The sequence below is a fragment of the Candidatus Dependentiae bacterium genome (genome assembly GCA_040878395.1).
In the GTDB taxonomy this organism is placed as follows: Bacteria; Babelota; Babeliae; order Babelales; family Vermiphilaceae; genus JAKBEL01.
This window is the reverse complement of the sequence record JBBDMI010000015.1, coordinates 41,511-66,854: the sequence shown is the minus strand read 5'-3', so window position 1 is coordinate 66,854 and position 25,344 is coordinate 41,511. Positions and strand designations below refer to the sequence as shown.

General features: G+C 36.4%; 20 protein-coding genes and 1 tRNA gene. 10 read left to right on the top strand and 11 right to left on the bottom strand.

Annotated elements, in window-relative coordinates; translation table 11 throughout:
* The first annotated feature begins 1,179 nt into the window (after positions 1-1,179).
* Positions 1,180-2,256 (top strand): Fic family protein, encoded by a 1,077-nt coding sequence (locus tag WD055_06180; GenBank protein ID MEX0849792.1) that lies wholly within the window; start codon positions 1,180-1,182, stop codon positions 2,254-2,256.
* A gap of 8 nt (positions 2,257-2,264) precedes the next feature.
* On the opposite strand, the gene WD055_06175 is transcribed toward WD055_06180, so the two are convergent.
* The 8 genes from WD055_06175 to WD055_06140 all read right to left on the bottom strand — a co-directional run bounded on the left by WD055_06175 (position 2,265) and on the right by WD055_06140 (position 13,460).
* On the bottom strand, positions 2,265-3,866 hold the full coding sequence (locus WD055_06175; protein ID MEX0849791.1) for a hypothetical protein: 1,602 nt from the start codon (positions 3,864-3,866) through the stop codon (positions 2,265-2,267).
* A 152-nt stretch (positions 3,867-4,018) separates the two neighbouring features.
* Positions 4,019-5,911 (bottom strand): hypothetical protein, encoded by a 1,893-nt coding sequence (locus WD055_06170; protein MEX0849790.1) that lies wholly within the window; start codon positions 5,909-5,911, stop codon positions 4,019-4,021.
* Between the two features lie 226 nt (positions 5,912-6,137).
* Positions 6,138-8,018 (bottom strand): hypothetical protein, encoded by a 1,881-nt coding sequence (locus tag WD055_06165; protein ID MEX0849789.1) that lies wholly within the window; start codon positions 8,016-8,018, stop codon positions 6,138-6,140.
* 104 nt (positions 8,019-8,122) lie between these two features.
* Positions 8,123-9,139 (bottom strand): tetratricopeptide repeat protein, encoded by a 1,017-nt coding sequence (locus WD055_06160; GenBank protein MEX0849788.1) that lies wholly within the window; start codon positions 9,137-9,139, stop codon positions 8,123-8,125.
* A gap of 1 nt (position 9,140) precedes the next feature.
* Positions 9,141-9,584 carry a hypothetical protein gene (locus WD055_06155; protein MEX0849787.1) on the bottom strand — a complete coding sequence of 148 codons (444 nt, stop codon included), beginning with the start codon at positions 9,582-9,584 and terminating at the stop codon, positions 9,141-9,143.
* Positions 9,581-10,783 carry an AAA family ATPase gene (locus tag WD055_06150; GenBank protein MEX0849786.1) on the bottom strand — a complete coding sequence of 401 codons (1,203 nt, stop codon included), beginning with the start codon at positions 10,781-10,783 and terminating at the stop codon, positions 9,581-9,583. The genes WD055_06155 and WD055_06150 overlap by 4 nt, the downstream gene beginning before the upstream one ends.
* Positions 10,784-10,844: 61 nt before the next feature.
* Positions 10,845-11,321, bottom strand: a complete 477-nt coding sequence (locus WD055_06145; GenBank protein MEX0849785.1) for an NUDIX hydrolase — start codon at positions 11,319-11,321, stop codon at positions 10,845-10,847.
* Positions 11,322-11,558: 237 nt separating this feature from the next.
* Positions 11,559-13,460, bottom strand: coding sequence for a hypothetical protein (locus tag WD055_06140; protein ID MEX0849784.1), 1,902 nt, complete (start codon positions 13,458-13,460; stop codon positions 11,559-11,561).
* A 189-nt stretch (positions 13,461-13,649) separates the two neighbouring features.
* Between WD055_06140 and WD055_06135 the strand changes: the two genes are divergently transcribed.
* From WD055_06135 to WD055_06095, 9 genes are all read left to right on the top strand, one after another.
* On the top strand, positions 13,650-14,447 hold the full coding sequence (locus tag WD055_06135) for an undecaprenyl-diphosphate phosphatase (protein MEX0849783.1): 798 nt from the start codon (positions 13,650-13,652) through the stop codon (positions 14,445-14,447).
* Positions 14,440-16,791 (top strand): DNA translocase FtsK, encoded by a 2,352-nt coding sequence (locus WD055_06130; protein ID MEX0849782.1) that lies wholly within the window; start codon positions 14,440-14,442, stop codon positions 16,789-16,791. Before WD055_06135 ends, WD055_06130 begins: the two co-directional genes overlap by 8 nt.
* 160 nt (positions 16,792-16,951) lie before the next feature.
* A complete protein-coding gene (murF, locus tag WD055_06125; GenBank protein MEX0849781.1) occupies positions 16,952-18,349 on the top strand; it encodes a UDP-N-acetylmuramoyl-tripeptide--D-alanyl-D-alanine ligase in 1,398 nt (465 codons plus the stop codon).
* Positions 18,350-18,383: 34 nt separating this feature from the next.
* Positions 18,384-19,271, top strand: coding sequence for a 16S rRNA (cytosine(1402)-N(4))-methyltransferase RsmH (rsmH, locus tag WD055_06120; GenBank protein ID MEX0849780.1), 888 nt, complete (start codon positions 18,384-18,386; stop codon positions 19,269-19,271).
* A gap of 141 nt (positions 19,272-19,412) precedes the next feature.
* Positions 19,413-19,691: a septation regulator SpoVG gene (gene spoVG / locus WD055_06115; protein ID MEX0849779.1), complete on the top strand. Its 279-nt coding sequence runs from the start codon at positions 19,413-19,415 to the stop codon at positions 19,689-19,691.
* A 19-nt stretch (positions 19,692-19,710) separates the two neighbouring features.
* Positions 19,711-19,785, top strand: a tRNA-Gln gene (locus tag WD055_06110).
* 85 nt (positions 19,786-19,870) lie between these two features.
* Positions 19,871-21,124 (top strand): DEAD/DEAH box helicase, encoded by a 1,254-nt coding sequence (locus tag WD055_06105; GenBank protein MEX0849778.1) that lies wholly within the window; start codon positions 19,871-19,873, stop codon positions 21,122-21,124.
* Positions 21,125-21,333: 209 nt separating this feature from the next.
* The gene (locus tag WD055_06100; GenBank protein ID MEX0849777.1) at positions 21,334-22,029 is read left to right on the top strand and encodes a hypothetical protein; all 696 of its coding nucleotides are present in this window, start codon (positions 21,334-21,336) and stop codon (positions 22,027-22,029) included.
* 743 nt (positions 22,030-22,772) lie between these two features.
* The gene (locus WD055_06095; GenBank protein ID MEX0849776.1) at positions 22,773-23,381 is read left to right on the top strand and encodes a Maf family protein; all 609 of its coding nucleotides are present in this window, start codon (positions 22,773-22,775) and stop codon (positions 23,379-23,381) included.
* A 53-nt stretch (positions 23,382-23,434) separates the two neighbouring features.
* On the opposite strand, the gene WD055_06090 is transcribed toward WD055_06095, so the two are convergent.
* The 3 genes from WD055_06090 to WD055_06080 all read right to left on the bottom strand — a co-directional run bounded on the left by WD055_06090 (position 23,435) and on the right by WD055_06080 (position 25,308).
* Complete coding sequence (locus WD055_06090; protein ID MEX0849775.1) at positions 23,435-23,896, bottom strand: hypothetical protein; 462 nt, start codon at positions 23,894-23,896, stop codon at positions 23,435-23,437.
* 65 nt (positions 23,897-23,961) lie between these two features.
* The gene (locus WD055_06085) at positions 23,962-24,828 is read right to left on the bottom strand and encodes a zinc metalloprotease HtpX (protein MEX0849774.1); all 867 of its coding nucleotides are present in this window, start codon (positions 24,826-24,828) and stop codon (positions 23,962-23,964) included.
* Between the two features lie 18 nt (positions 24,829-24,846).
* Complete coding sequence (locus WD055_06080) at positions 24,847-25,308, bottom strand: MerR family transcriptional regulator (protein MEX0849773.1); 462 nt, start codon at positions 25,306-25,308, stop codon at positions 24,847-24,849.
* Positions 25,309-25,344: the final 36 nt, after the last annotated feature.

The window sequence follows — 25,344 nt, the reverse complement described above, 5'->3', positions numbered from 1 at the left end:
AAAACGTACATTCATCTTTAATTATAAGTATTCATCGCCTGGATCCCCGTTCAAGACGGGGATGACAAAGAAGAACATTACCTTATAATGTTTTGCTCGCGAGGATCTTGAATTTTAGAACTCGCGTTATAGAAACTTGTGCTCTCGTCTCTTGAATGAAATTATACACGATAACAAATTGTTTTTTAATGTTGAAACATCCTCTTTGTCGTCCTCGCGAATGCGGGGATCCACTAATTAAATTCTCCTTATTTCTATTTTTTGTGATAGTAAATAAAGTTGAAATAACTTTATAATCTTGATTATCGAATTCGTAAGAACGGGGATTAATTCGTAATAAAGTGCATCATGTAAGTTTTGAAATAATCACACTTCTCAAAACATTACACAATTGATTTACTTTAAATTATAGCACATGCCAATACGCAGATTATAATGACATTTTGAGGTGGGCGCATTTTTTAAAATTAATTACGCATAAGGTCTAGTTTCTACAAGAGGTTTAATTCTTAAATATAATGTAATAATCCAGGTGCAAAGAATAAAGCAATTTGCCCATTTTGTCATTCCTGAAGGGAATCCAGCGGTGACCGGCCTAATGCTAATAAAGTCTTGGCTAATGATATGCATTATCTAAAGAGTATTGTAAAGTAAAATTCAAAAATATTAAAAACCAATCATTCTCCAAACGAACAAACTTTTTTGGCCAAGTATTCTTCTAGACCACACCGATTTCCGCTGGATTCCCTTCAGGAATGACAAAATGGGCAAACTGCTTTGTTTTTTCACTTAGATTATTATCACATATTTAAAAAAGAGTTTCTTCTAAAATAAGTTATTAAATCTGTGAGTGCGTAAGATGAGTTATATAATATGCTTACTTTGTCATTCCAGGATTGAACTGGAATCCAGGCGAACATTGCTTTCAAATCTTATTATTTTTGCGCTTTGTAAATAAACGATTGCTGACAAAAGTATTTGATACAATTAATCTTCTGTGGGCTGGATCCCAGTTTAAGCCTGGGATGACAAAAAGGAACGATTATTTAATTGAAAAGCATCTTTAAAATAGGTGTTTTTTTGATTTAACGGCAATTTAATGGCAATTTAATGGCAAAAAAAGTGTGATTATGGTATAATGATTACATAAAGGAATAGGGCTAAAAAAAGGAAGCTATTATGTTTGAACCGGTATACTCAATTACGCCATTAATTGCTAAGTTATTAATGCGAATTTCGGGGCTTAAACAAGATATTGATTTAGCTCCAATTACGCCAACAATGCTTGCTCATTTGCGGGCAACTGCTCGTATGAGCACTATTCATTATTCAACCAAAATTGAGGGAAATCGACTTACCTTAGATCAGGTGAAAGAGCTGATAAAAAAGGGTGGTAGTGTCGGTAGAAAACGAGATGAAAACGAAGTTTTGGGTTATTATGCGGCCCTTGATCAAGTTGATACATTAGCAAAGAAAAAAAAGATAACTCAAAAAGATATACAGCATATTCATGCTATTGTTATGAATGGTGGTAAAAAACGCATAAAACAGACGCCATATCGTGATGGGCAAAATGTGATCAAAGATGGCGCAACCGGTGATATTGTATATTTGCCACCTGAAGCTCATGATGTCGTACAACTTATGCAAGAAATGGTTGATTGGATCAATGATGCACCTAATCATGACATTCCGGTTCCTTTAATTGCAGGTATAGTGCATTATCAGTTTGTAACTATTCATCCATATTATGATGGCAATGGCAGAACCGCCCGTTTGCTTGCTACATTAATTTTGCATCAGGGTGGTTATGATTTAAAAGGTATTTATTGCTTGGAAGAATATTACGCAAAAGATCTCGTATCTTATTATCGTTCACTGACGGTGGGTCCATCACATAATTATTATATGGGGCGAGCAGAATCGGATATTACTTCATGGGTAGAATATTTTTGCCGCAGTATGCTCAAAAGTTTTGAAACGGTAAAGCGGCGAGCGCTCGGTAATCTAAATCGTAATAAAGATATTGCTAAAGAAATACGTCATTTAGATGCGCGTAAGCGCGCATTATTAACACTGTTTGTGCATGAATCAGAAATCACTGCAAAAGATGTCCAAGATTTTTTTAATATAAAATCACGAACGGCACGTCATTTGTGCAAACAATGGGTTTTAGATGAATTTTTGGTTATTGTAAATCCATCTAAAAAGTTAAGAACCTATGCGCTTGCTGATGAATATAAAAAACTAATATAGTCAATTGTTTAATATCCAACACCGGTTTTTAACCACACGCCCCATTGTGACATTGCGAGTTTATTCGGTTGCAGATCTTTAGGGCGTTGTCCTTCAAATTCAACTTCGATACCAATGCCTAAAAATGGTTGTAATGCACAGGGTTCAAAGCGATGCCATGCACGGTTGATATTACCAAAAATTTTATGTGTGAGCATGCGAGATGATGCACCTGAATTAATATCAACTTGCGGTTGGTTGGTAAATACCGGTGAATCCGGATCGGCGACATTTACTTGTTCACTAAATTCATTACCGTGTAGGGTTGCTGCACTTTGTGTGACATTTGATGGTCCGCCCATTTGTAATGCAACATTTTGAATTCCTTTCAGTCCAACAATATCCTCGGGTAGGCATTCGAGCAGATCTATGCGTTCGCGGCTGCGTGCCCATCCATCATAACCGATATCAAATGTCCATTGTTTAAATTCAAATGCAAACATGAGTGCAATATCAAGTTGTACATCAACGCTGATGTCAGCAAGGAGCGTCGTGCGATTGATTAATGGTACAGTGCTTTGAGTATAGTTGCCGGTATCGTCAAACTCTTTTGCCAATACGTAGCGACTGCCAAATCCATCTTCAGGAGTAATAATACAGCAACAATCATCGCAGTTTTGTAAAAGATCAAATGATCGACATTGTTTATCACCAAACATATGTGTAATGTTTGCCTCCAGCCAAACACTGATAAACTTATCGCCATCTTTTTCCCACAAGTTACCCTGGCCATAAAAACCGATACCCAGTTCACCATGATGACCGTTTCCTACAATTGGCTCGAATAAAAATGCACTGTTTGGACGAGTTCCTGTTGGAATTGAACCGCGTAGATTAACACTCATCCAACCGTTTGGACGCTCTAAAAAAATCCATCCGAATGCTGCTTGAATTTCAGATAGTTTTGTAGTGGCATCCGGGCAACCCATGCGGCCAAAACGTAACGGTTCAGTAACTTCGCCGTAGACTGCACCTTGACTAATTGCTTGGCAAAAACTTGATACAACCGGTTGTACTTGATCGGGCGCCATATATAATGCTTCAAATGGCATGTCAGTGCCATCATTGTCAACACATTCTTCTAATAAGATTTCATTTTTTGCCCATACAATTGGTGCATGTACATGGAAATAAAATCTGTCATAGCCATAATGGAATCTAAAATCAGCTAATGCATTGCGCATGATTGGTTCAAGTTTCACTGAACTGCTAAATGTTTGTCCCAGTCCAAAATAGTCAGCTAAAATATCATTTTGTCCACGATCGGTAACTTTGCTGCCGGAAATTTGTAAGCATGGGTTTCCAAAAAAATATTCTGCGATATCATCAGAGCGAAATGAATGCATATATTCGGGAGTAACGGTGAATGAGTACCATTCATTTTTATTGTCACAAATTTTAGGAAAGTTCCAATGCCATCCGGCCAGATCACGAGCGGCATTGACACTTTGTGATCGTGTGAGCATAAATGTTTTACCATGTAATGGAAAATCCATTACATCTGCATGAGTTGCGCATATAAAAAAAAGAGATAAGAGTAAGAGCAATTTTTTTTTCATTTTTATTTTCATAGTATTCTCCTTTTGTTTGCTCTTACTTTACTAAAATGAAAAGCTTAAATGCAATTAAATAAAAAAGGCCCGACAAATGTCGAGCCTTTCTTATTTATCAAGTTATTTTAACGTTAACTTTTATTAGTTTTAGCTATAATAACTTTCTTATATTAACCGAATACAAATCCACCTTTGATCCAGATACCCCATTGTGATAGAGAGCATTTTTGGCAATCATTGCTTTTTGTATCGCAGCTTGATGTAGAGCAAGCAGTTGTTTTGCAGCTATTTGTTTTACAATCTTTTTTGCTGCCATTACGTTGACCAAATTCACCCATTGCACCAATACCAAGATATGGGTTCCAGCATGCACAATCCCAGTTATAGCTTACGTGAGTAAAGATTTTGTTAGACAAGCCTTTAGTACGTGCACTGCAAAGATCTATATCATCTGATGATAAGAATACCGGCTGAATTGAAGTTAATTGTTGACCATTTTCACCTGCACGATCTGCTCCAACAGTAGAAATGCTACCGTTTTGAGTTGCATATGCAAATTGAGCATTATCAACACCTTCATTTTGGTTTAAGTTTCCAGCTACGAAATTAGTTCCACGTTTAATTGTTGCACCACTTTCTGTTGCACCAAGTGCGATCGGAGAATCTTCAGTGAATGGATCTTGACCACAAGATAAGAATCCATAAGTATAAGCATCACCTTTGAGTGCCCAAGTATTTGCTGCAATTAGATTGCTTGCATCACAGTCACGAGGTTTGATTTTTTCGCAACCGCGGTACCATAATTCATAACCTAAATCCCATGTGAAGTTGCAACGTGAATAAGTTGCCATTGCAACCCAATCAACTTGCACATTTGTGCTTACATCAACACATAGTGTTGTTAAGTTAGCAACAGAGGTATATTCGCCTGCAAACTGATTATTAGAAACAGTTAGATCTGCTACAGCAGTTGGGCAAACTTCTGTAGTGCTATTAGGTGATCCTTCAAGAACAGGATTGTCATCGTTAGCACCTAATTTTTCAGCTAACATGTAACGACTTAATGGTTTGCCACATAGGTCAAAAGTTCTGCATTGTTTTGCGCTGAACAAGTGAGTAATGTTTGCTTGAGTGTAACCGGTTACACGATGTGTGCCGTCACAGTTTTCCCAGAAGGTGTAGTCACCTTTAACTAAACCACCAAATTCCCAATGGTGACCATTACCAACTATTGGCTCAAATAGGTAGCGACTGTCAGGAGTATTTCCTGTTGGAGCTGCAACAACAAGGCCTAATCCAAAGCCGTAGCAATCACAGTTTAACCAATCATAACCTAACCAGAAACGTAAATCAGCTAAAGCTGTTTTTGTGCGAGCACAACCGCTAAGATCCCAGCGAGCATTCTCAAGTCTATTGAATGTTACATCATCACCAAGATTTGGAGTAGCTCTGCCTGAAAGGAAGTCCCCTGCAGTTTTTACTAAGTTATCACGGCCAACAGCATTTGGTGCAAAATAACCTTCTGCATAACCTGTTGCTCCGCCTGCATCCATTACATCTTCACACACATTCATATTCCATTTAGTGTGAACAACCGGTGCGTGGATATAGAAATAAAGTCCACACAGCCAACGATCAAGACGCAAGTAAGCTTGGAAATCACCAAGAACATTTGTAATGCGTGGATTGAAGTTTAATGTACCTTGATAATTAGTTGGTAAACCGAAGTTATCAGCAAGCCAGTCACTATCGCCACGATCTTCTACGCGACTACCGGAGACTTTAATGGCTTGGCAGCAACCGTTATTTAATAAACAATCGCCAAAAAGACATTCTGAAATACGGTTAGCATGGAATGATTTTGTGTATTCCAAAGTAACACCAAGATATCCCGGCCAGCAGTCATCGCTGCAGCGAAGTTCTTCTTCGATGTCTCTTGTGCCAACAAGTTGGCGAGCTAAATCAACAGATTGTGAGCGTATACTATAATATGGAGCAACCGCATCAACAAACGATGTTAATGCAATGCAGCTGAGAAGAGCTAAACATAATTTTTGTTTCATACTTATTATCCTTTTTTATTTGTTTTTACATTTTCAAATTTGCAAAACATATTCATCACCATTTGCCTCCACTAAAGCGGTATTTTAATAAGCGCTCCTTTCTATTTTTAAATTTTTATAATCTTTTTTAATGACACGTTTATTATAGATTAATTAGTATGTTTGAATGTCTTTGTCAAGATTTTAGATTTCAAAACTTATTTTTTATTTATTAATGGTTTTTTATTTAGTTAAAAGAAAATCCTCCTTTGAGCCATACTCCTACTTGTGACAAAGCGCAATTTTGACATGTGATGTTCTGTTTGTCCTGCGGCATATTTTTGTTACCGATTTCAAATTCAAAACCACCGCCTATATATGGTACATAACATTGGTTATAAAAATCAAACCATGAGTATGCTAAATGGAAAAATAGTTTGTTAGATAATCCTTTTGTTTGTGCATTGCAAAGATCCAATTGGTCTTCACGTAAAATAATCGGACTGTTTGATGTGTTAGTTTGCGCACCACTAGAAATAGTATTATTCAAAAGTACCGATTGATTATCAATAGTCGCAACTGCCCAAAAACGATTATCAATGATAGGATTTCTTGATGCTACAACATTCATCCCATTAATTTCAGTTGTTACATTTGTGCCATTGTGAATCGTTGCATTACTTTGTGTTGCAGAAAGTGCTACTGGAGTATTATCTTCAACTGGTGGCATTGCCCCCGGATTGGTGAAACCGTAGACATGAGCATTTCCTTTTAATGCCCAGAGCTCATTTTCTAATATTGTTTTTCCACAACTATTTTTAGTAATTTTTTCACAACTGCGATACCAGAGATTATATCCAAAATCGATGCTTAAATTGCGTTTTATATAGGTAAGCATAGTTACTAAATCTACTTGAACATTTGATTTCACGTTAACAGATCGTTTAGTTAAATTGGCGACTGAACTGAATTTGTTTGCAAACTGTGCATCAGGAGTTTCAAGGTTCATGATATCACCTTGAATTGCCGATGCTTGTAAATGTTGCACATCAGGCGTCAATTTTTCTGCCAACATCCATCGACTATTTGGTTTATCGCACAGATCAAATACTCTGCACTGTTTTGCATTAAACATATGCATAATGTTTGCAAGGAAATATGCCATCCATTGTTTTTCTTCATTTTCTGAAACATAAAATGTGTAATGGCCCCAAATTTGTGTGCCCAGTTGCCAATGTTTGCCATTACCAACTATCGGTTCAAAAAGAAATTTTCCATTTGGACGATTGCCTGTCGGTGCAGTTGCACGCAGACCGGCGCCAAAATGGTACCATCTATTAAGTATGAAATTCCAACCTAATACTGCTTGGATATCACCAAGTGCAGTTTTTGTTTTATTACAATTGATATTTCTTGGTGTCATACGTGCATTTTGTAAGGGACAAAAAGTAACTTCATCACCAAGGTTTGGTGTTTTTTGCCAAAAAACAAAATCGGTGAAACTGTCCAATAAATCAGCACGTTTAACACCAATATCCTTAGAAGTGATGCCACCGGATCCAACATTTTCAACACGTGCATTTTGACTAAAATAACCGGGAGGATAATGTGCAATTCCTTCTTGATCATTAACTTCAAATAGATTGAGATCCCATTTTGTGCGTACAATTGGCGCATGAATGGTAGCAAAGAGGCCACATAGAATATTGTTGAACCCAAAATAACCATAGAAATCAACAAGAAAGTTAGAGACTATCGGTTCAAATTTCATGGTATTGTCAAAATCGGTGGGTAGTCCAAAATAGTCAGCAAGCCAATCTTTGCAATTATCGCGATCCGTGGCATTGATACCGGTTACTTCAATTGCTGATAATGTATCGCTTGCCAAATCATTACCAAATAGGCAGTCGGCAATACGATTTTCATAAAATGATTGAGTATATGCCGGTGTTATTGCAAAGGTGCTATAAAAATGATCAACAGCTAAATTGATATGCTGTGTTAATCCTACCAATTCTCGCGCTGCATTTTCACTTTGTGATCGCATTGCAAGATAAGGATTTGGAGTGATACCATGAATGGTGTTAAAGATAATCAGATGTATGACCAATAAACAAAATTGCTTCATTATTCTATTTCCTTACTAAGTTATCTTACATGCACATAATTGTATATGCAGTTCGATTATACTAAGGACGGAATCTGAAATCCAAGTAAAAAAAATATAAAATATTAGTATGGTAAAAAAAGAGAACTAAATATGTTCTTTTTTAATTCATCTGCCTTTTGGTAATATTCAGTTGCAAGATTATCATTGCCTTTTTGTTCATAAGCACGAGCTATTGAATTGTAATAGTTTGGATTTTCATCATCAATTTTTATGGCTTTTTTAAATAACCTAATTGCTTGATCGTAGCTTCCTTGATCAAGCGCATACATGCCAAGTTTTTCAAGTGATAGAGGGCAATTTTTTGCAGCAGATTTTTTATACCATTCGATAGCTTTGTCCATTTTGTCTACGCTTTGGTATGTCAATGCTAAATTGAATATATATACAGAGCTGTTCTTGATTTTTATAGCTTTTTTGAACCAGTGTATTGCGCTTTGTGGATTATTTTGTTCGTATTCAATCAGACCGATTTGGTTCATTGCTTCGTCATCATGTTCTTCTTGCGCGATTTTTTTTAGAATGTTTACAGCTTCTTGATGATTTTTATTTAATTTATGAGCGAAGGCTAATTTTTTTTTGTATTTTGTTTTATTATCTTTTTCTATTGCTTGTTGATACCATTCGATAGCTTCATCATATTTTTTTTCTTCAATTGCCAGATTACCAAGTGAAATCAATGCAAGAGTGAGTCCTTTTTGGGCAGCTTTTTCCAAATGAAATCTTGCTGATTCTAATTGGCCAATACTGTGGTATGCATGTGCGATATTTGCGTTATAAACAGGTTGTTCACTTTCTATCTCAAGTGCTTTTTTAAACCAATCAATAGCTTCTTGATATTCACGAATGTTAAGAAACATAATTCCTAGTTCATTCATTGCAGTAGTGTTTCCACTTTCAGCCATTTTTTTGAGAGCTTGCATTTCGCTTTTTGCATTGAACTGTTCAGACCCATTTTTTCCTGATTGATCATGCGCCATGTGAACTGCAACAATATCATAGTTTTTAGTATTGGACGGTATACACATGTTAGATAGATGCATTGCCAAGATGGGTAAAGTAATAATTGTTTTTTTATTCATGTTATTCTTGTTCTTCTGTATTAGTTCCGTCTGTTAATGACAACAGCTCATTTTCTATCTCTTCGATCATGGCACTATTGTATATGCAGTAGAGTGCTGTAGTGATAGCTGTTGGAACAGACCAACAAATATTCACATTAGCAAGCTTGTTGATTGTATTTGCTATGTTAAACATTGTTTCAGTGATTTCATCACTATTCGATACGATATAAATAAGAGTGATCAATGTAGCAACAGAAGTAGCAGCACATTGAGCAGAAATATTTCGTACTTTATTAATTGATTTTTGTGTGCGTTGTCTTTCTTTCAGTTCAAAGTTTAGTTTTTGTGTATGACTTTCTGATTGTACGTACAAGTGAGTGAAACAAGATGTGATTAGTAATAATGTATATAATTTTTTCATGTTATTCTTCTGTTTTAAATGTTTTAAAAATCTGTGTATCAATTTTTTGTGTGTGGCTCATTCATCAGATAATAAATGCAAGAAGCTGCGATTAAGGCGTTTCCACTACTTTCAAATTTTTCATTGTCTTTAAATGTTCCGTAGGTTCTAAGTCCTATGCCCGTTAAAAAACTGCAGAGTGAAATTACTTGATAGGTCGTAACTGATTTAAAGAGTGGGTGATTGTATATTCTTGAAAATCGATCAAGATTGTTTTGGTTCCAAACCTCTTGAATATGTTTTTCTTCAACGATGGCATTAGGATCTCCAGTTTCATCAATTGCCAGTGCAATTGTCTTTCCAATTAATCTTTTTATGTTTCGAATTGAAAGATGAGATGCTCTGCTAGCCATTTGTCTTAAAAAGTCATCACTACATCTATGAAAGATTCTAGGCATTGCTGCTGCAGGAAGATCTTCGGGGAGATGATTTAAGGAATCTTTCATGATCTCTACTATTTCAGGAACCTCTGCAGGATTAAAATGAATGACATTACTTTCAAATCGCCTTTTTATTGTTGGGTCTATTTTATCATGATCCTTATCAAAGGTGCCTACTACACAAATATGTCGTTTGTTTTTTATTTTATCTAGGCAGTTCCAAAAAGTTAATGCGGTTAGGTCTTGTTGTCGGTCACTACCAGCATGAGAAAATCGTGCGACTGCTAATAGTTCATCGATGATTACTATATATTTATTTTCGGGATGCGAGATTAAATTATTGAATAAATTATCAATAAACTCTTTACCGGAGTTTAGTCTTTCTGTTCCTATGGATGTACTTTTAATGAATAAGCAATTCATATTGCAGTGGCGAGCTAGAGCTAAAGCTCCTGTTGTTTTTCCACATCCGTAAGGGCCAGTGAACAATAGTCGAGAAGGGAATGTTAAGTGCTTATATTTGTCAGGATCTTGTAGTTGTTTAATTATACTAATCAGGCGCGGGTTATGATTTATTGCTTGATTAATACGTTTGGTTGCAACTAAAATAGAAGGTAATTCTGCTTTATATTGTTCCAGAAGTGATTGGTGATCGGGCAAAGTTGGGATTTGAGGCTGCCTTTGTGTATTTAAGACTGCGAAATTTTGAGGATTTATTGTACTAAGCATTGTTTCTAGCCTATGTTCTGGATGGGCTGAATTGAGCTTTATATAAATAAAAAAAATTTGAACTAATATTACAGAATGTTTTTGTGTCATCATTTAGATCCCATTAAAAAAGAAGATAATGTTGATTATATTTTATGCTTTTTTATTATTATAGCTACACTTGAATTTCACTTTGGTAGAATTTGACAAATTCTTTGTCGACATCAAGCATTTCATCCAAAGGTAAGTTGTCTAAGCTAACCCATGCGATATCGATGCAATCATCGGCTAAAGCATTTGCTAGTTCATCAGTTTGAACAAGGTAATATAGGTTGAACATGCGCGAGTAAGGAAAATCTTTGTGAGGATACAAATTTTGTGAACTGAATATGCGCTTACTTATTGTTATATTAATGCCCAGTTCTTCTAGACACTCTCTTTTTAAAGCTTGTGCAAAACTTTCACCAGAATCGATACCTCCTCCTGGGAAATTATAAATAACTTTTGATCCTGATTGAGTTTTAGTCAATAATATTTCATTATTTTGGTTTGTGATAACAGCGTAAACACCTAAACGAATTGTATCAGCTTTGATGTATACGGGAAGAAATAACAATAAGAGTAACTGTTTTTTGAAATTGTATTGTTTCATAATTTTGTCTTTCGCTTGTTAAATGCACTAAAACAACTGTCTTAAGGTTTTTGCTTGATTACGATCCAACTTTTTTTGCGAAATATTCTTTTGTTGAGCGTTCCTATTTTTAAATGGTTTATCTTAAGCTTTTAATTAACATATAAATCGATTTTGTTTTTGTCAAAAGGTTTTTTAAATAAAAAAGGCGAAAGCTTTTAAGCTCTCGCCTCGATTGTAATGTTATTTTACAATAAATTAATTAAATGATACACCGGCTTTAATCCATACAGCCCATTGTGAAATCGCGCAACGTTGGCAATCGTCATCACAGGTGAAGCAGTTGGTGTTTGTTGTGCATGCTTGTCCGCTGCAGTTGTTGTTTGCGCATGGATTTGTATTGCATGAATCGGTAGCACATTTGTTATTGTCATCCTGTGCAAATTCAACTTGAGCACCGGCGCCTAAGTATGGTGTCCAGTCTTCATTATCCAACCATGAATAACTAAAGTGAGTGAACACTTTTTGGCTGAGACCTTTTGTGCGTGCGTTATTAAAATCAATATCACATACATCAATGAGTACCGGTTCTTTTGACGTGTTGGTTTGGTTGCCACCAGGTTGATTGAGTAAAAGTGCTGATGCTAATGCGGTGTCATCGCCTGAAGTTGCCCATTGACGATTGTCAATAACCGGATTGCGATTTGCTGCAATCATCATGCCACCAATATCGGTTGTTACATTGGTGCCGGCATGGATAGTTGCGTCACTTTGTGTTGCAGATAATGCAACAGGTGTGTCAGCCGGAACGCCGTTATCACGGTCGGTGAATCCGAATACATGTGCGTTACCTTTTAATGCCCAGTTTTCGTCTTTTACTGCCGGAGGGCAATCGCAATTAGGATCAAATTTTTCACAGGTGCGAGCCCAGAAGTTATAACCAAGATCCCAAGTGAATCCGCAACTTGTGTAGGTAAGCATACCAACAATATCAGCTTGTACATTAACACTTACATCAACATCTTGTGCAGTAAGGTTTGCAACAGGTGCAAATAGTTTATTGAATTGATTTGATGGAACGGTATTCATCATCAATGAACCTTCATCTTCATTTGCAAGAAGTTGTGTAACATCGGTTGTCATACGTTCGGCAAGCATATAGCGACTCATCGGTTTGCATTTCAGATCAAAGAAGCGATGTTGTTTTGTTTTGAACATGTGAGTTATATTTGCTTGCATCCAACCTGCAAAGAATTTTTCTTCGCATTCGCTGCGCCAGAATACAACATGTCCCCATGCAAGGCCACCAAGTTCCCAGTGATGTCCGTTACCTACAATTGGTTCAAAAAGGAATTCACCTTTTGGACGAGTACCGGTTGGTGCTGCACCGGCAAAACCAAGTCCTACATGATAATCTTCATCTTGGAAAAAGTTCCATCCTAATGCAAAGCGAATATCGGCAAGTGCGGTGTCACTTTTGCTGTCACAAGCTATGCGTGCAACATTAAGTGGTTGTACAAATACATCGTCACCTAAATCTATACCATTACAATCGCTCATATATTCGGATACGGAATCACGCAATGTGCTGCGAGGAACTTCTTCCGGTGTGAAATAACCAATCGGATAAGCTGCGGTGCCCATATTTTCAATAGATTCACAGTAATTTAGATCCCAGCGTGTGTTTACAACCGGTGCATGAATAAAGAAGAACAGACCGCAAAGCCATTCATCAAGTCCAAGATACATATAAAAATCAACTAAATAGTTTGAAATGCGCGGTTTGAATGAAAGAGTGCTTTCATAGTCGGTTGGCAATCCAAAATAATCAGCAAGCCAATCTTTTTGTCCGCGATTGGCAACACCACTGCCGCTGACATTGATATTTGGGCAATCGCAATTTACCAAGCTGTCACCAAATAGGCATTTTGAAATTTCATTTTCTTTGAATGAGCGGCTATACATTGGAGTTACTGCAAATGTGCCGTAAAATTTTTCCATATCAAAAATGTTGATGTGATTGGTCAGTCCGGCCAATTCAAATGCGGGAACGTTTGCACTTTGTGAACGAGGCACAAAAAGCGGTGCCACAGGGCAAACTGCTTGTAGCTGCATAGGTAGCAGCAGTGCAATTAAAAGACGTGAATGATTTTTCTTCATTTTTCCGGACTCCTTTTTATGTGGTTATATATTAACCGCAACAGTATACTTTTCTTTCTGTCCTTACTCTAGTAAATTTAATTATTTTTTCAATAGGAGTTCATTTCAAAAGATAAACAGGGCTGTTGCTTGTTCATTATTTGCGCGTTAAACTGATGCGATTAAAAAGTACATACGAAGGAAAGCAAGATGTTTTGTTTCTATCTCTGGGCGGCGGCACAAGTTATTTTAGAAAGTTTTCCGATTAGTAGTTCAGGCCATGTTGCACTCTTGTCTTTTGCTTGTCCGCCTGACGCTGCATTTCCTACATTTGTATATGTACATGAATATATTGGTTATGTATTACATCTGCCTACAGCAATTATTGTTGCAATTTTTTTTGCGCCTCGATGGTCATTTCCATTTTTACATATTAAACGTTGTTGGAAACTTGTTTTGAAAATAAGTTGGTATGCCGCATTGGCAACTATCGTTACGTTAATCGGTTATGGATTGAGCATTGCTCAAGGAGGTGCTCTTAAAATGGGCATGCCATTACCGGTTAGTTTTTTTATAACAGCTTGTTGTTTGTGGAGTTTGCGTTGGTGCGAGAATGATACATGTGAGAAATTGGATAGTTTAAAAGTTATTATTTTAGGAGCAGTACAAGCATTGGCGTTTGTGCCCGGCATTTCACGTTTTGCAATTACGTATGTTGTAGCTCGTTGGATGCGTTTGCCTGCACGTCGTGCATTTGAAGTCTCTTTTTTGATTCAATGGCCACTTATTATGTGTGCAGCTCTATATAGTGCATATGTTTTGTATAGACCATCAATTGAACTATTGAATCTACCGTTTGTGTTGGTTATGCTAGGGGCAAGTATAATGGCATATGCCGGTTTGTGTATAGTGTCATATATGGTGAAAAAACGAATTATGTGGTGGTGGGGTTTTTATATGTTGATTCCATTAGCATTAAGTATCATGTTGGGAGTAATGAATGCGTAAGGTAATTGAGTTGTTTAAACGGTGTATATACGAATATGCACGAATGATCAGTTGTTTTTTTTTATTGATAACGGCAATTTTTTTGACGATATCATTGTGGACTTTTAATGTAACTGATCTGTCACCATTATATTTTAGTACCGGTGTCACCACGGTGCATAATAAAGGTGGCGTATTTGGTGCATATATTGCCGGTATTTTTTATTATCTTTTTGGCAGTATGAGTCTATTTTTTGCACCATTTTTATTTTTTATTGCGTATCTCTTGATGATGCGTAAGCCGTTTGCGCAGCAATGGGAACGTTTAGTTGCAGGTATCTCAACGGCTTCATTTGGTGCTGCATTATGCCATATGTATCGATTTGATTTAGTCGGTGTGTATCCCGGTGGCTACGTAGGGACTCATCTTGTGCGAATAGTATTGCATAAGCTCGATGCTTTGAGTGCGCATTTATTCATGTGTATGATGTTATTTATTTCAGTTGTATTGTTATTTCGTTTTTCATTTATTGGTCCGGTGCATTATTTGGTAAGGTCGGTTCGTTTTTTAATGAGTCAACGTTTTTTGCAGCCGGTATACAGAACTGTTTCTTATGTGGTTTGGGCTATTTCGAGACCGGCTGTTTGGTTATATGCTATGGCACACAAACTGTATAAAGCTGAAACTATTCATAATAAAGATCTTTCAATTCTTGAGTTTGAGCGAGGAATAAAACAAGCAAATTTGAAAGATGACACATTTTGGCAAGATTATTTGAATCAAAAAGATATACAGATGCATAGTTCAGAAATTCTTAATGATGAAACAATTGTTGAGCCGGAGCCATATGTGCATGAAGAATCTTTTTCCGGTAACAGATTTAATACATCTGAAACATGTGACACATTTGAGCAGAATGCGTGTCAAGATCAAGAAGAACAGGCTGTTGATGAATGGTCAGATGATACATTTACAGATAGTGAGCATTATGCATTGCCAAGTTTGAATATTTTTATTGGTAATCATGAAGAACGTGATGATCCAAAAATTATGCAGTATTTGCAAGAGCGTGCACAAACACTTCAAGATAAATTACAACGCTTTGGCGTGAGTGGTTCAGTTGCTTCAATAAAGCGTGGTCCGGTAGTTACGTTATTTGAATATCAACCGGAAATTGATTGCAAAATAAGTAAAATTACTTCATTAGAAGATGATCTGGCACTGGCATTGCAAGCATTAAGTATTCGTATTATTGCACCAATTCCGGGAAAATCGCTTGTGGGTTTTGAAGTTTCTAATAAGCACCGTAAAAATGTATATTTTGCTGAAGTTGTACAATCGGAAACATTTAAAACATTCGATGGCAGTTTGCCATTGGTGTTAGGTCAAGACACTATTGGTAATAATATTATTGTTGATTTAGTGCGTATGCCACATTTGCTTATTGCCGGTTCAACCGGTTCGGGTAAATCGGTTGCGCTCAATGCAATGTTAATCAGTATGTTGTGTAAGTTGTCACCAGATCAGTTACGTTTGGTGTTAATTGATCCAAAACGTTTAGAGTTTGCTTCCTATGGAGACATTGCACATCTGTTATTTCCTATTGTTACACATCCAAAAAAGGCGGCGCCGGTGCTCACTTGGGTTGTCAAAGAGATGGAAGATCGTTATGAAAAGATGGCAAAGGAAGGGGGCAGAAACATACATGACTACAATATTCTTATGGAACAATCAGGTCGCAAAACATTACCGTATATTGTAGTGGTGATTGATGAACTTGCCGATCTTATGATGACAGCCGGTCGTGAAATTGAGGATCTTATTGCACGTATCACACAAATGGCGCGTGCAGCAGGAATTCATTTAATGGTCGCAACACAGCGTCCATCGGTTGACGTTATTACCGGTTTGATAAAAGTTAATTTTCCAAGTCGTGTTTCATTTCGTGTTACATCTAAAATAGACTCGCGTACTATTTTAGATTGCGCAGGTGCTGATAAATTATTGGGTCGTGGTGACATGTTGTTCTTAGATGCTCATGGTGCGGGTCTGCAGCGATTACATGGTGCATATGTTTCCGATACAGAGATTGATCAAGTAGTTGATCACATTCGTTCGCAACGGCAAGTTGAATATCTAGATCTTAATGAGCATATTGAACAGCTTGAGCTTGAAGAAGATCGAGATGATATTTATACTGATGTGCTTCTTTACCTACAAGATATCGATGAAGTTTCGATCTCATTATTACAGCGTAAATTTAAGATTGGCTATAATCGTTCGGCAAGAATTATCGATATGCTTGAAGCTGAAGGTTTTATTGCGCCGGCCGGTAGTGGTAAAACGCGTAGTGTCATTCGCTGAACCTGGAAAACAATTTAAATTGTATATCCAAGTTGATTTTTGAGTAAATATAATTGTTGCTTGACAAATGTGAAAAAAATCGCCATTTTTTTCACATCATGGCCAATTATTAATAGAGCAAAAAACTAGTTGAAAAATACTAGGAAAAGCGGAGATATCGATGCGATTTGATGAGCATTTCCTCAAAGATATAATTCCTAAAGCAACATTTGCATCAAAATCATTTCCTGAAGAACCAAGTATAGCTGTTGATACACGTAAGATACAAGATGGCGATATTTTTGTTGCTTTGGAAGGTTTAGTAGTCGATGGGCACAGCTTTGTGCTTGAGGCGATACAAAAAGGTGCATCCGGTTTGATTATCAACCAGGATAAAAAAGATATATTAAAAGAAATTGATGATGCAGTAATACAAAAGATGTTTGTTGCATTAGTACCGGATACGTTACAGGCTTTAAAAAAAATAGCATATGCATGGCGTACGCAATTTAAATATCCGGTGGTGGCGTTGACCGGTTCGGTGGGTAAAACATCAACCAAAGAGATGATCAGTAATATTCTTATGTTGCATGGTGTTGATCATATTGCTTCTTATGCAAATCAAAATACAGAAATTGGTGTTGCGATGAACATCTTTAAGATGAGGCCGCATCATAAAGTAGCAATTTTTGAATTGGGCATAAGTAAGCGTGGTGAAATGGCACAGCTGGCCAAGATGGTGAATCCAACTATAGGATTGATTACCAATGTTGGTCATGCACATATGGAAGGGCTTGGCTCTTTGCAAGATATTGCATTGGAAAAAAAAGATATTTTTAAATATTTTACCGAAAAGAGTATCGGTATTGTTAATGGTGATCAACAGTTATTGGCTCAGGTTGCTTATGTGCATCCGGTAGTAAAGTTTGGAACCAAAACAGTTAACCAAGTACAAGCGCGTAAAATTCATGTGAGTAATAGTCATATCAGTTTTATTCTTAAAATTTATAAAGAAAAATTTTCAATTATTCTCAAGCAAACTCACGAAGGTGCAATTTTTAATAGTTTAGCAGCAGCAGCAGTTGCAAAACTCCTTGAAATTCCGGGTGAAGTTATTGCTCGTGGTATTACGATGCCGGTTTTGATTGCCGGTCGTTTTGAAACGTTACCACTTAAAAAAACAAAAGGGATTGTTATTAACGATTGTTATAATGCAAATCCTGAAAGCATGAAGGCCTCTCTTTTAGCATTCCAACAGCTTGATACTAAAGATCAAAAAATAGCTGTATTGGGAGATATGTTAGAGTTGGGTGTAAATAGTCCCTTTTGGCACCGTCAATTGGGTAGATTTTTGCGTAAAGTTCCTTCATTAAATCATGTTATTTTAGTCGGTGATATGATACAATGGACAAAGAAGACCTTACCATTTGGCTTGACGGCTGATGTGGTTCCGACTTGGAAAGATGCAGTTGAAAAACTGGAGGCCAGGTTGGATAAAGAAAGTACCGTACTTGTAAAAGGTTCTTTGGGTATGGGATTATCGCATATTATAGATACTATTGCAGAACGGAATGTATGAGATTGACTATGGTGTTTAACAAAGATATGTATCGATGTTAACAAATAAGCACAAACCGGTATTGGTACAAGAAGTACTTAAATATCTGGATCCACAACCGGGTAAAACCTATTTAGATGTGACTTTTGGCTCGGGTGGACACACTCGAGCTATTCTAGAAAAAGAACCAACATGCAAAGTTATTGCAATGGATTGGGATGAAGTAACGCTTGGTCGATTTGGCCAAGAACTTCTTGATCAATATCCGGATCGCGTACAGTTGGTTTGGGGTAACTTTGCCTTACTTTATCGCATATTAAAGCGAGAAGGTGTCGGTAAAGTTGATGGCATTTTGGCCGATTTTGGCACTTCACAAGTACAAATTGCCGAACGGCCGGGGCTTTCATTATTCAAAGAGGCCGGCCTTGATATGCGTATGTCGCCTCCGCATCAAAGAGAAACTGCAGAAGATATTATCAATCAGACATCAGAAGACGTTTTAGCGGAAATATTTTTTAAGTTTGGTGAAGAACGTTTTTCTAAAAGAATTGCGCGTGCAATTGTGGAAAAACGGGCTAAAAATAGAATTAAAACTACTAAGGAATTGGTTGCGATTATTGATGCAGCAGTTCCATTTTCACAAAAAAATATTCATAAAGCAACGCGCGTTTTTCAAGCATTGCGTATTTATGTAAATCGTGAATTACATAATATACGATCATTTCTACCTGCAGCATTAAGAGTCCTTAATGAAGATGGGCGAATTGTGTGTATTAGTTTCCACTCCCTTGAGGATCGTATAGTAAAACACTTTTTTAAAGATCAGGAAGATCTGGGAATCGTAGAGATTTTAACACCTAAGGTGGTACGTCCAACAGAAGAAGAAATAGCTGAAAATCCATCCTCGCGTTCTTCTAGGTTACGTGCGGCGAAAATAAAATAATGTTTTTTATGATAGGAAAGGAAAAAAGAGAGAAATATCTGTTTTATTTGACAAAAGCTTTGGATACTATACAATAAAGTTGCAATTGGTTTTAAAGTATAAAAAAAAGGATGGTACTGGTATCATCTAGGGGTTGCTAACATGGAAATAACAGAAGTAAAAGTTTATCCAGTAAAAGAAAGTGGCCGATTGAAAGCCTATGCTACGGTCGTCTTTGACAATTGTTTTATTATAAGAGATTTAAAAGTGATTGAAGGGGATAAAGGATTTTTTGTATCAATGCCTTCGCGCCGTCGTAAAGATGGAAGTTTTAGGGACATTGTGCATCCTTTAGATTCAGATACACGTACGATGATTGAAAATCGTATTATAGAAGAATATAAAAATTCAGAGGGTCAGGCTGAGTCTGAACCTGAATAAAAACATATACGCAAATTATTGGGGCGTAGCCAAGCGGTAAGGCAACTGGTTTTGGTCCAGTGACGCGGAGGTTCGAATCCTCCCGCCCCAGCCATAAATTTAAAAAAAGAGTGCATTAAATTTAAACGTTTAATGCACTCTTTTTACTTTGAATATAAAAACATTTAATTTGGAGACACATGTCAAAATCAGGTAAGTTCAAAACAGATCGAAACAAAAAAAGTTCGAGCGCATCTCGCTCCGGAAAAGGTGCTTTCAGTAGAAAAAAACCTGCTTCTCGAGATGCATCATCACAAAGAGGCGCCCCTAAGCGTAAAGGTCGTGCTGCAACAAAGAAATTTAATCCTTCAGATTTTATGAAGAAGGTTGAGGAAACAGTATCTTCTGCTGTTTATGTGCCTAAGCATGCTTTTAATGATTTTTTGATTGAAGATCAACTTAAGGAAAATATTAGTCAAAAAGGGTATGCATTTCCAACGCCAATTCAAGATCAAGCAATTCCTTTGGTATTGCAAGGTGAAGATGTTGTTGCAACTGCAAACACAGGTACAGGGAAAACGGCAGCTTTTTTGATTCCTCTCATTAATAATTTGTTGACTAAAAAAATAGATCGCGTTTTAATTATGGCCCCAACAAGAGAGTTGGCAGCGCAAATTCAGGATGAGCTTAATTCTTTTAAATTAAAAACCGGTTTTTCATCGGCGTTGTGTATTGGTGGTGCCAATATTGTGCGTCAAATTTCAAAATTAAAAAAGCGTCCGGAATTTGTTATTGGTACACCGGGTAGGCTCAAAGATTTAGTGCAACAAAAAGTTTTAAAACTTGGATCATTCAATGCGGTTGTGCTTGATGAAGTTGATACTATGCTTGATATGGGATTTATTCATGATATCAGATTCTTGCTCGACAGACTTTCAGAAAAGCGTCAGACATTATTTTTTTCAGCAACAATCTCTCAAGCAATTAGCACTTTGATGGGACAATTTTTGCAGCAACCGATATCGGTCAGCGCTAAAACACGTCAATCTGCAGAAAATGTTAATCAGGATGTCATTAAAGTTGGTAACAAAGATAAGGTTGAGCTGTTGCATGATCTTCTTATACGGCCTGGATTTGACCGAGTTATTATATTTTTGCGTACCAAATGGTCAACTGATAAGTTGCATCGAAAATTAAAAGAGCGTGGATTTGAGGCTGTAGCAATGCACGGTAACAAAACACAAGCTCAGCGTAATAAGGCTTTGGCTTTATTCAAAGAGGGTGGTGTGCAGGTTTTATTGGCAACTGATGTTGTTGCTCGCGGTATTGATATTGATAATGTTTCTCATGTTATTAATTATGATTTGCCGGCTACGCATGAGGATTATATTCATCGTATTGGCAGAACGGGCCGCGCAGATAAAGTTGGTCAAGCAATTACTTTTATTGATTAACATGAATTTGATCTAAACAATTTATTTTATATTTTTTTTACTCGTATAATATGAACTAATAGAAGAAATGGTTATTTGTCATCCTCCAAGAGGATGACAAAATGATACCTTTTAGTTTTAATATATTTGTTTTATCGATCTTGCATATATATTCGCTTGGTATAAAATGGTAATCACATTTTGTTCAACTTATTAAAGGATGTATCACCATGAAAAAAGTTTTTAGTTTGTGTCTGCTCATATCTATTTTCAATACCTATGCAGCAGAGTCTAGAAAGCTTATATCTCTTTGCGTGGAAAGATTTAATGATGGTGCTGAAGCTTTTGCATTGCAAGAAGAGGGTGTATCTGCATATTATGCAAAACATGCACAGGAAGAAGTTGAAAATATGTATCCTATTCCATTTAGCGTAACGCATACACGTGAAACATTTGCTCCATATAATGATATATTAGAATCAGAACAAACTCGTGTTTATTTTTCGTACCTACAACTTGCGACATTAAAAGAAATTATGCAAGAAGAAAATGAACAAGAAAAGTTTGATCAATTAAAATCTTTTTTAATGGGCCCAAGTTTATTTTATTGTCATACTCAATTGAAAGGTTATTCTCCTGGAAGCGATTTTGCTAAAGGAGATCATTCATTGAAAATTGGAACTTCAAAAAAAGATGAGAATGATATTTCTTTTTTAACTGTTTTAGGTTTACTGTCAAAAAAAATAGGGACTGTTGTTTCTCAATGGTATACATCAAAAAAACCTGAAGATGAATATGTTCAAATTAGACTTAGTAAGGAATGTATGAGAGTTGCAAGAGTTTCTAGGTCAGATGGTTCAGATGTGAATATAAAAAATACTGTTTCTGCAGCGGCAGGCAGCAAAAAACTAAGCAGCACTTTATAACATTCAGGAATGTTCTGTCATTTAAAAATTGTTCACAATCTACTTTATCACTCACCTTACGCAATAAATACAACATATTAGACATCCTTATGGTTACTTAAAACCTATATGGTGCATTTTACTATGAATTGAATTCTCTTTTTGTCGTCCTCGCAAATGCCTATGCATTACCCACATCTTTTGTAATACTTAAAATAATTATCGCACAAAATAACAAAGTTTCTCACACCCTTTGTCATTCCTGCGAAGGCAGGAATCCACAATAAATGAAATAAATTCATCAAAAAATATTATTTTAAATTTCCTGTAATTTCCCCTTATAAGCCTACAATGCCTATACTATTTAATTGTACGAGTTTTCATTCCTCTTTTCATCCTGAGTGATTTTACGAAGTGAAATTGTATCGAAGGATACCATTTTTTATGGATTCCTGCCTTCGCAGGAATGACAAGAGGGAGAAAATAGTACAATAAAAGCCTAAAAGAAACACGTTTTTAAAGGATAAAATGTGGTAATGCATAGGCATTTGCGAGGACGACAAAGAGAGAATACGCAACTATTGTAAAGATGCTTTTTTGAAATCACAAAATCTTTTAGTGAAAAAAATAAAAAATTATTTCACAATCTACTTTATCATTTATATCAAATAACATATTATGTTATGCTAATTCGATGGATGTTGCCCATAAACGGTTTCATGTTTCACATAATACAGTTGAAGAAATAGTAATAAGGAAAGTATATGCAAACATTATATCTTGGTTCATCATCGCAATCTCGCCAAATGTTGTTGCGTGATGCAGATATCCCATTTACTTTAGTTAAGCAATCTGCAGATGAAACAATGTGTGACTGGGGTTTATCTTTGCAGCAAGTGGTCGAAAGTATTGCATTATATAAGATGGAACATATTATTTTGCCAAAAGGCAAAGATGGTGAAGTTTGTTTTATTTTGACTGCAGATACATTAACTGAAAACAGTGCAGGTAAGTTGGAAGGCAAGCCGACCGATCGTGAGGATGCAATTACAAAACTTAAATCATCACGTAAGGGCGTGCGTACAGGAACTGCTTTTTGTTTGGAACGCAGAGTATGGAAAAATAATGCATGGCATGTTGATGTGCATCTACTCAAATTCGTACAAGCTTCATATATTTTTCATGTGCCTGATAATGCTATAGATTTTTACTTAGATAATGTACCGGTAATCGGTTCCGGCGCAATTGCAATTGAAGGTTTTGGAAGTCAATTTTTAAAAACAATTGATGGTTCTTATACTGCTGTTGTTGGTATGCCGATGTATGAATTGCGTGAATGCTTAACCCAGTTAGGCTTTTTCAAAGCTTTGTAATAAAAAAAGAGCTCATGTTGAAAAACGTGAGCTCTTTTTTATTTTGCTAAAAATTAATTTACCACTTGATTCTTTTGTGGGTTCCAATTACGTAATAGTTCACGACATAATGCTTCTTTTGGTGTTTCATGTGCATTATGTGGCATGTTTGTTGTATTCTCAACACTTATGCGTAGTGTTTCGTCATCACACATGGCCAAGTCAATTTGATCAATTGCAGGGAATAGATTTTTCTCCATTGCTTTTTGAACAGATTTTTCGTGCATAGATTCGATCATGTGCGATTCCATTACACTAAAAAAATCTATGATTGCTTGTTGTGCTTCTTCTAAAAGATTCGTATCATTTGCAGGAGGATTTTGAGGGATTGTATCCTGAAGTCCGGACGCAAACGCTTTTTTTATTAATGCTGCTAATGTTTCATCTTCATGTTCGAGGATCCATAATATCAATGCAAGAAGTTCATAAGAAATAACAAACTGATTGCCTTGATTGAACTGGTCATCATTAAACATCTGCCGTTCCTCCCATATTGATTTTTTGTAATATTGTTGTCAGTGTTACACCTTTTGTTATCATTTTAATATATTTTTTGTTGTAATTCATGTAAACATTTTATTCTGTCGCGCATTGGAGGGTGCGTTGAAAAAAGTGATAAAAGACTTTTTCCTGAAAATGGTTTCACAATTCCTAATGAACTTGTTGGGGCATAACGCATATCAGTTTTGGTTGGATTTCGTTTTGCATTTTGTTCTAATTTTTCAAGAGCTGAGGCTAATGCTAATGGCTCACGTGTTGCATATGCTCCCGATTCATCTGCTTGATATTCACGTGAACGTGTGATGCCTAATTGTACTAATGTAGCGGCCAGTGGCGCAAACATGCCAATAAATAACATGCCTATTGGATTATTAGAGCGTTCATTGTTTGAGTTGGATGAACCCCAAAAAGCTGCATAACGTGCCATATAAGCTAAGTAACTTATTGCGGTAGCCAGTGTTGCTGCAATAGTGCCGATTAAAATATCGCGATTTTTAACGTGCGAAAGTTCATGTGCAAGGACACCGCGCAGTTCTTCTTCGTTGAGAATTTCCAGTATGCCGGTTGTGACAGCAATTGAAGCATTTCCCGGTCCTCTTCCGGTTGCAAAAGCATTGGCAACCGGCGATGTTACAAGCCATAGTTTTGGTTTTGGCATGTTCATTTTTTTGCTCAAATATGCAACATCTTCATGAATGCCTGTATATGTGTGTTGGTCTAATGGTTTTGCACGATATAAGTTGAGCACAATCTTATCGGAAAAGAAAAATGAAATGAAGTTCATTATTAATGCTACAATAAAGGCAAAAATTAAACCTTCAGGGCCACTTAAATAGTAGCCGATACTTAAAAATAGTGAGCTTAATCCAAACATAAGTAGAAATGTTTTTGCTATGTTGTTAAACATATGTAATCCCTTTTTTTATTAATCGTCTTCTTCATATTTAATATCCCAATCTTCCGGTTCAATCTGCGTGTCTTCACTATGTTCTTCGGGAGCCGTATCTAAAATGCTGCGTTGTTTTAGTTTAACGAGTTGTTTTGCAGTATTGCGTACTACTAACTTGGTTTGTTCAGTTTCTTCATCTAGCTGTTCTTTTGCTCTATCGAATGCTCGGTTCATCTCTTTTTGCATTTTGTCTATTTTCTTTTTGAGCTTTAAGATCATTTGGACGCCAGCCAGATTGATGCCGAGTTGGTGGGTCAAATAAATGACCTCTTCAAGACGATCAATGTCATCTTCAGAGAACAAACGGGTATTGCCGGATGAACGTTTTGGGTTAATAAGGCCCTCTTTTTCATACAAACGAATCGTTTGTTGATGGACCGAAAACATCTTTGCTACAGCCGAAATTGAAAAAAACCCTTTATTTTTTTTTACTCTCATCTGCCTTTTTTCTCTAGGTTAAGATTGCACGAATTT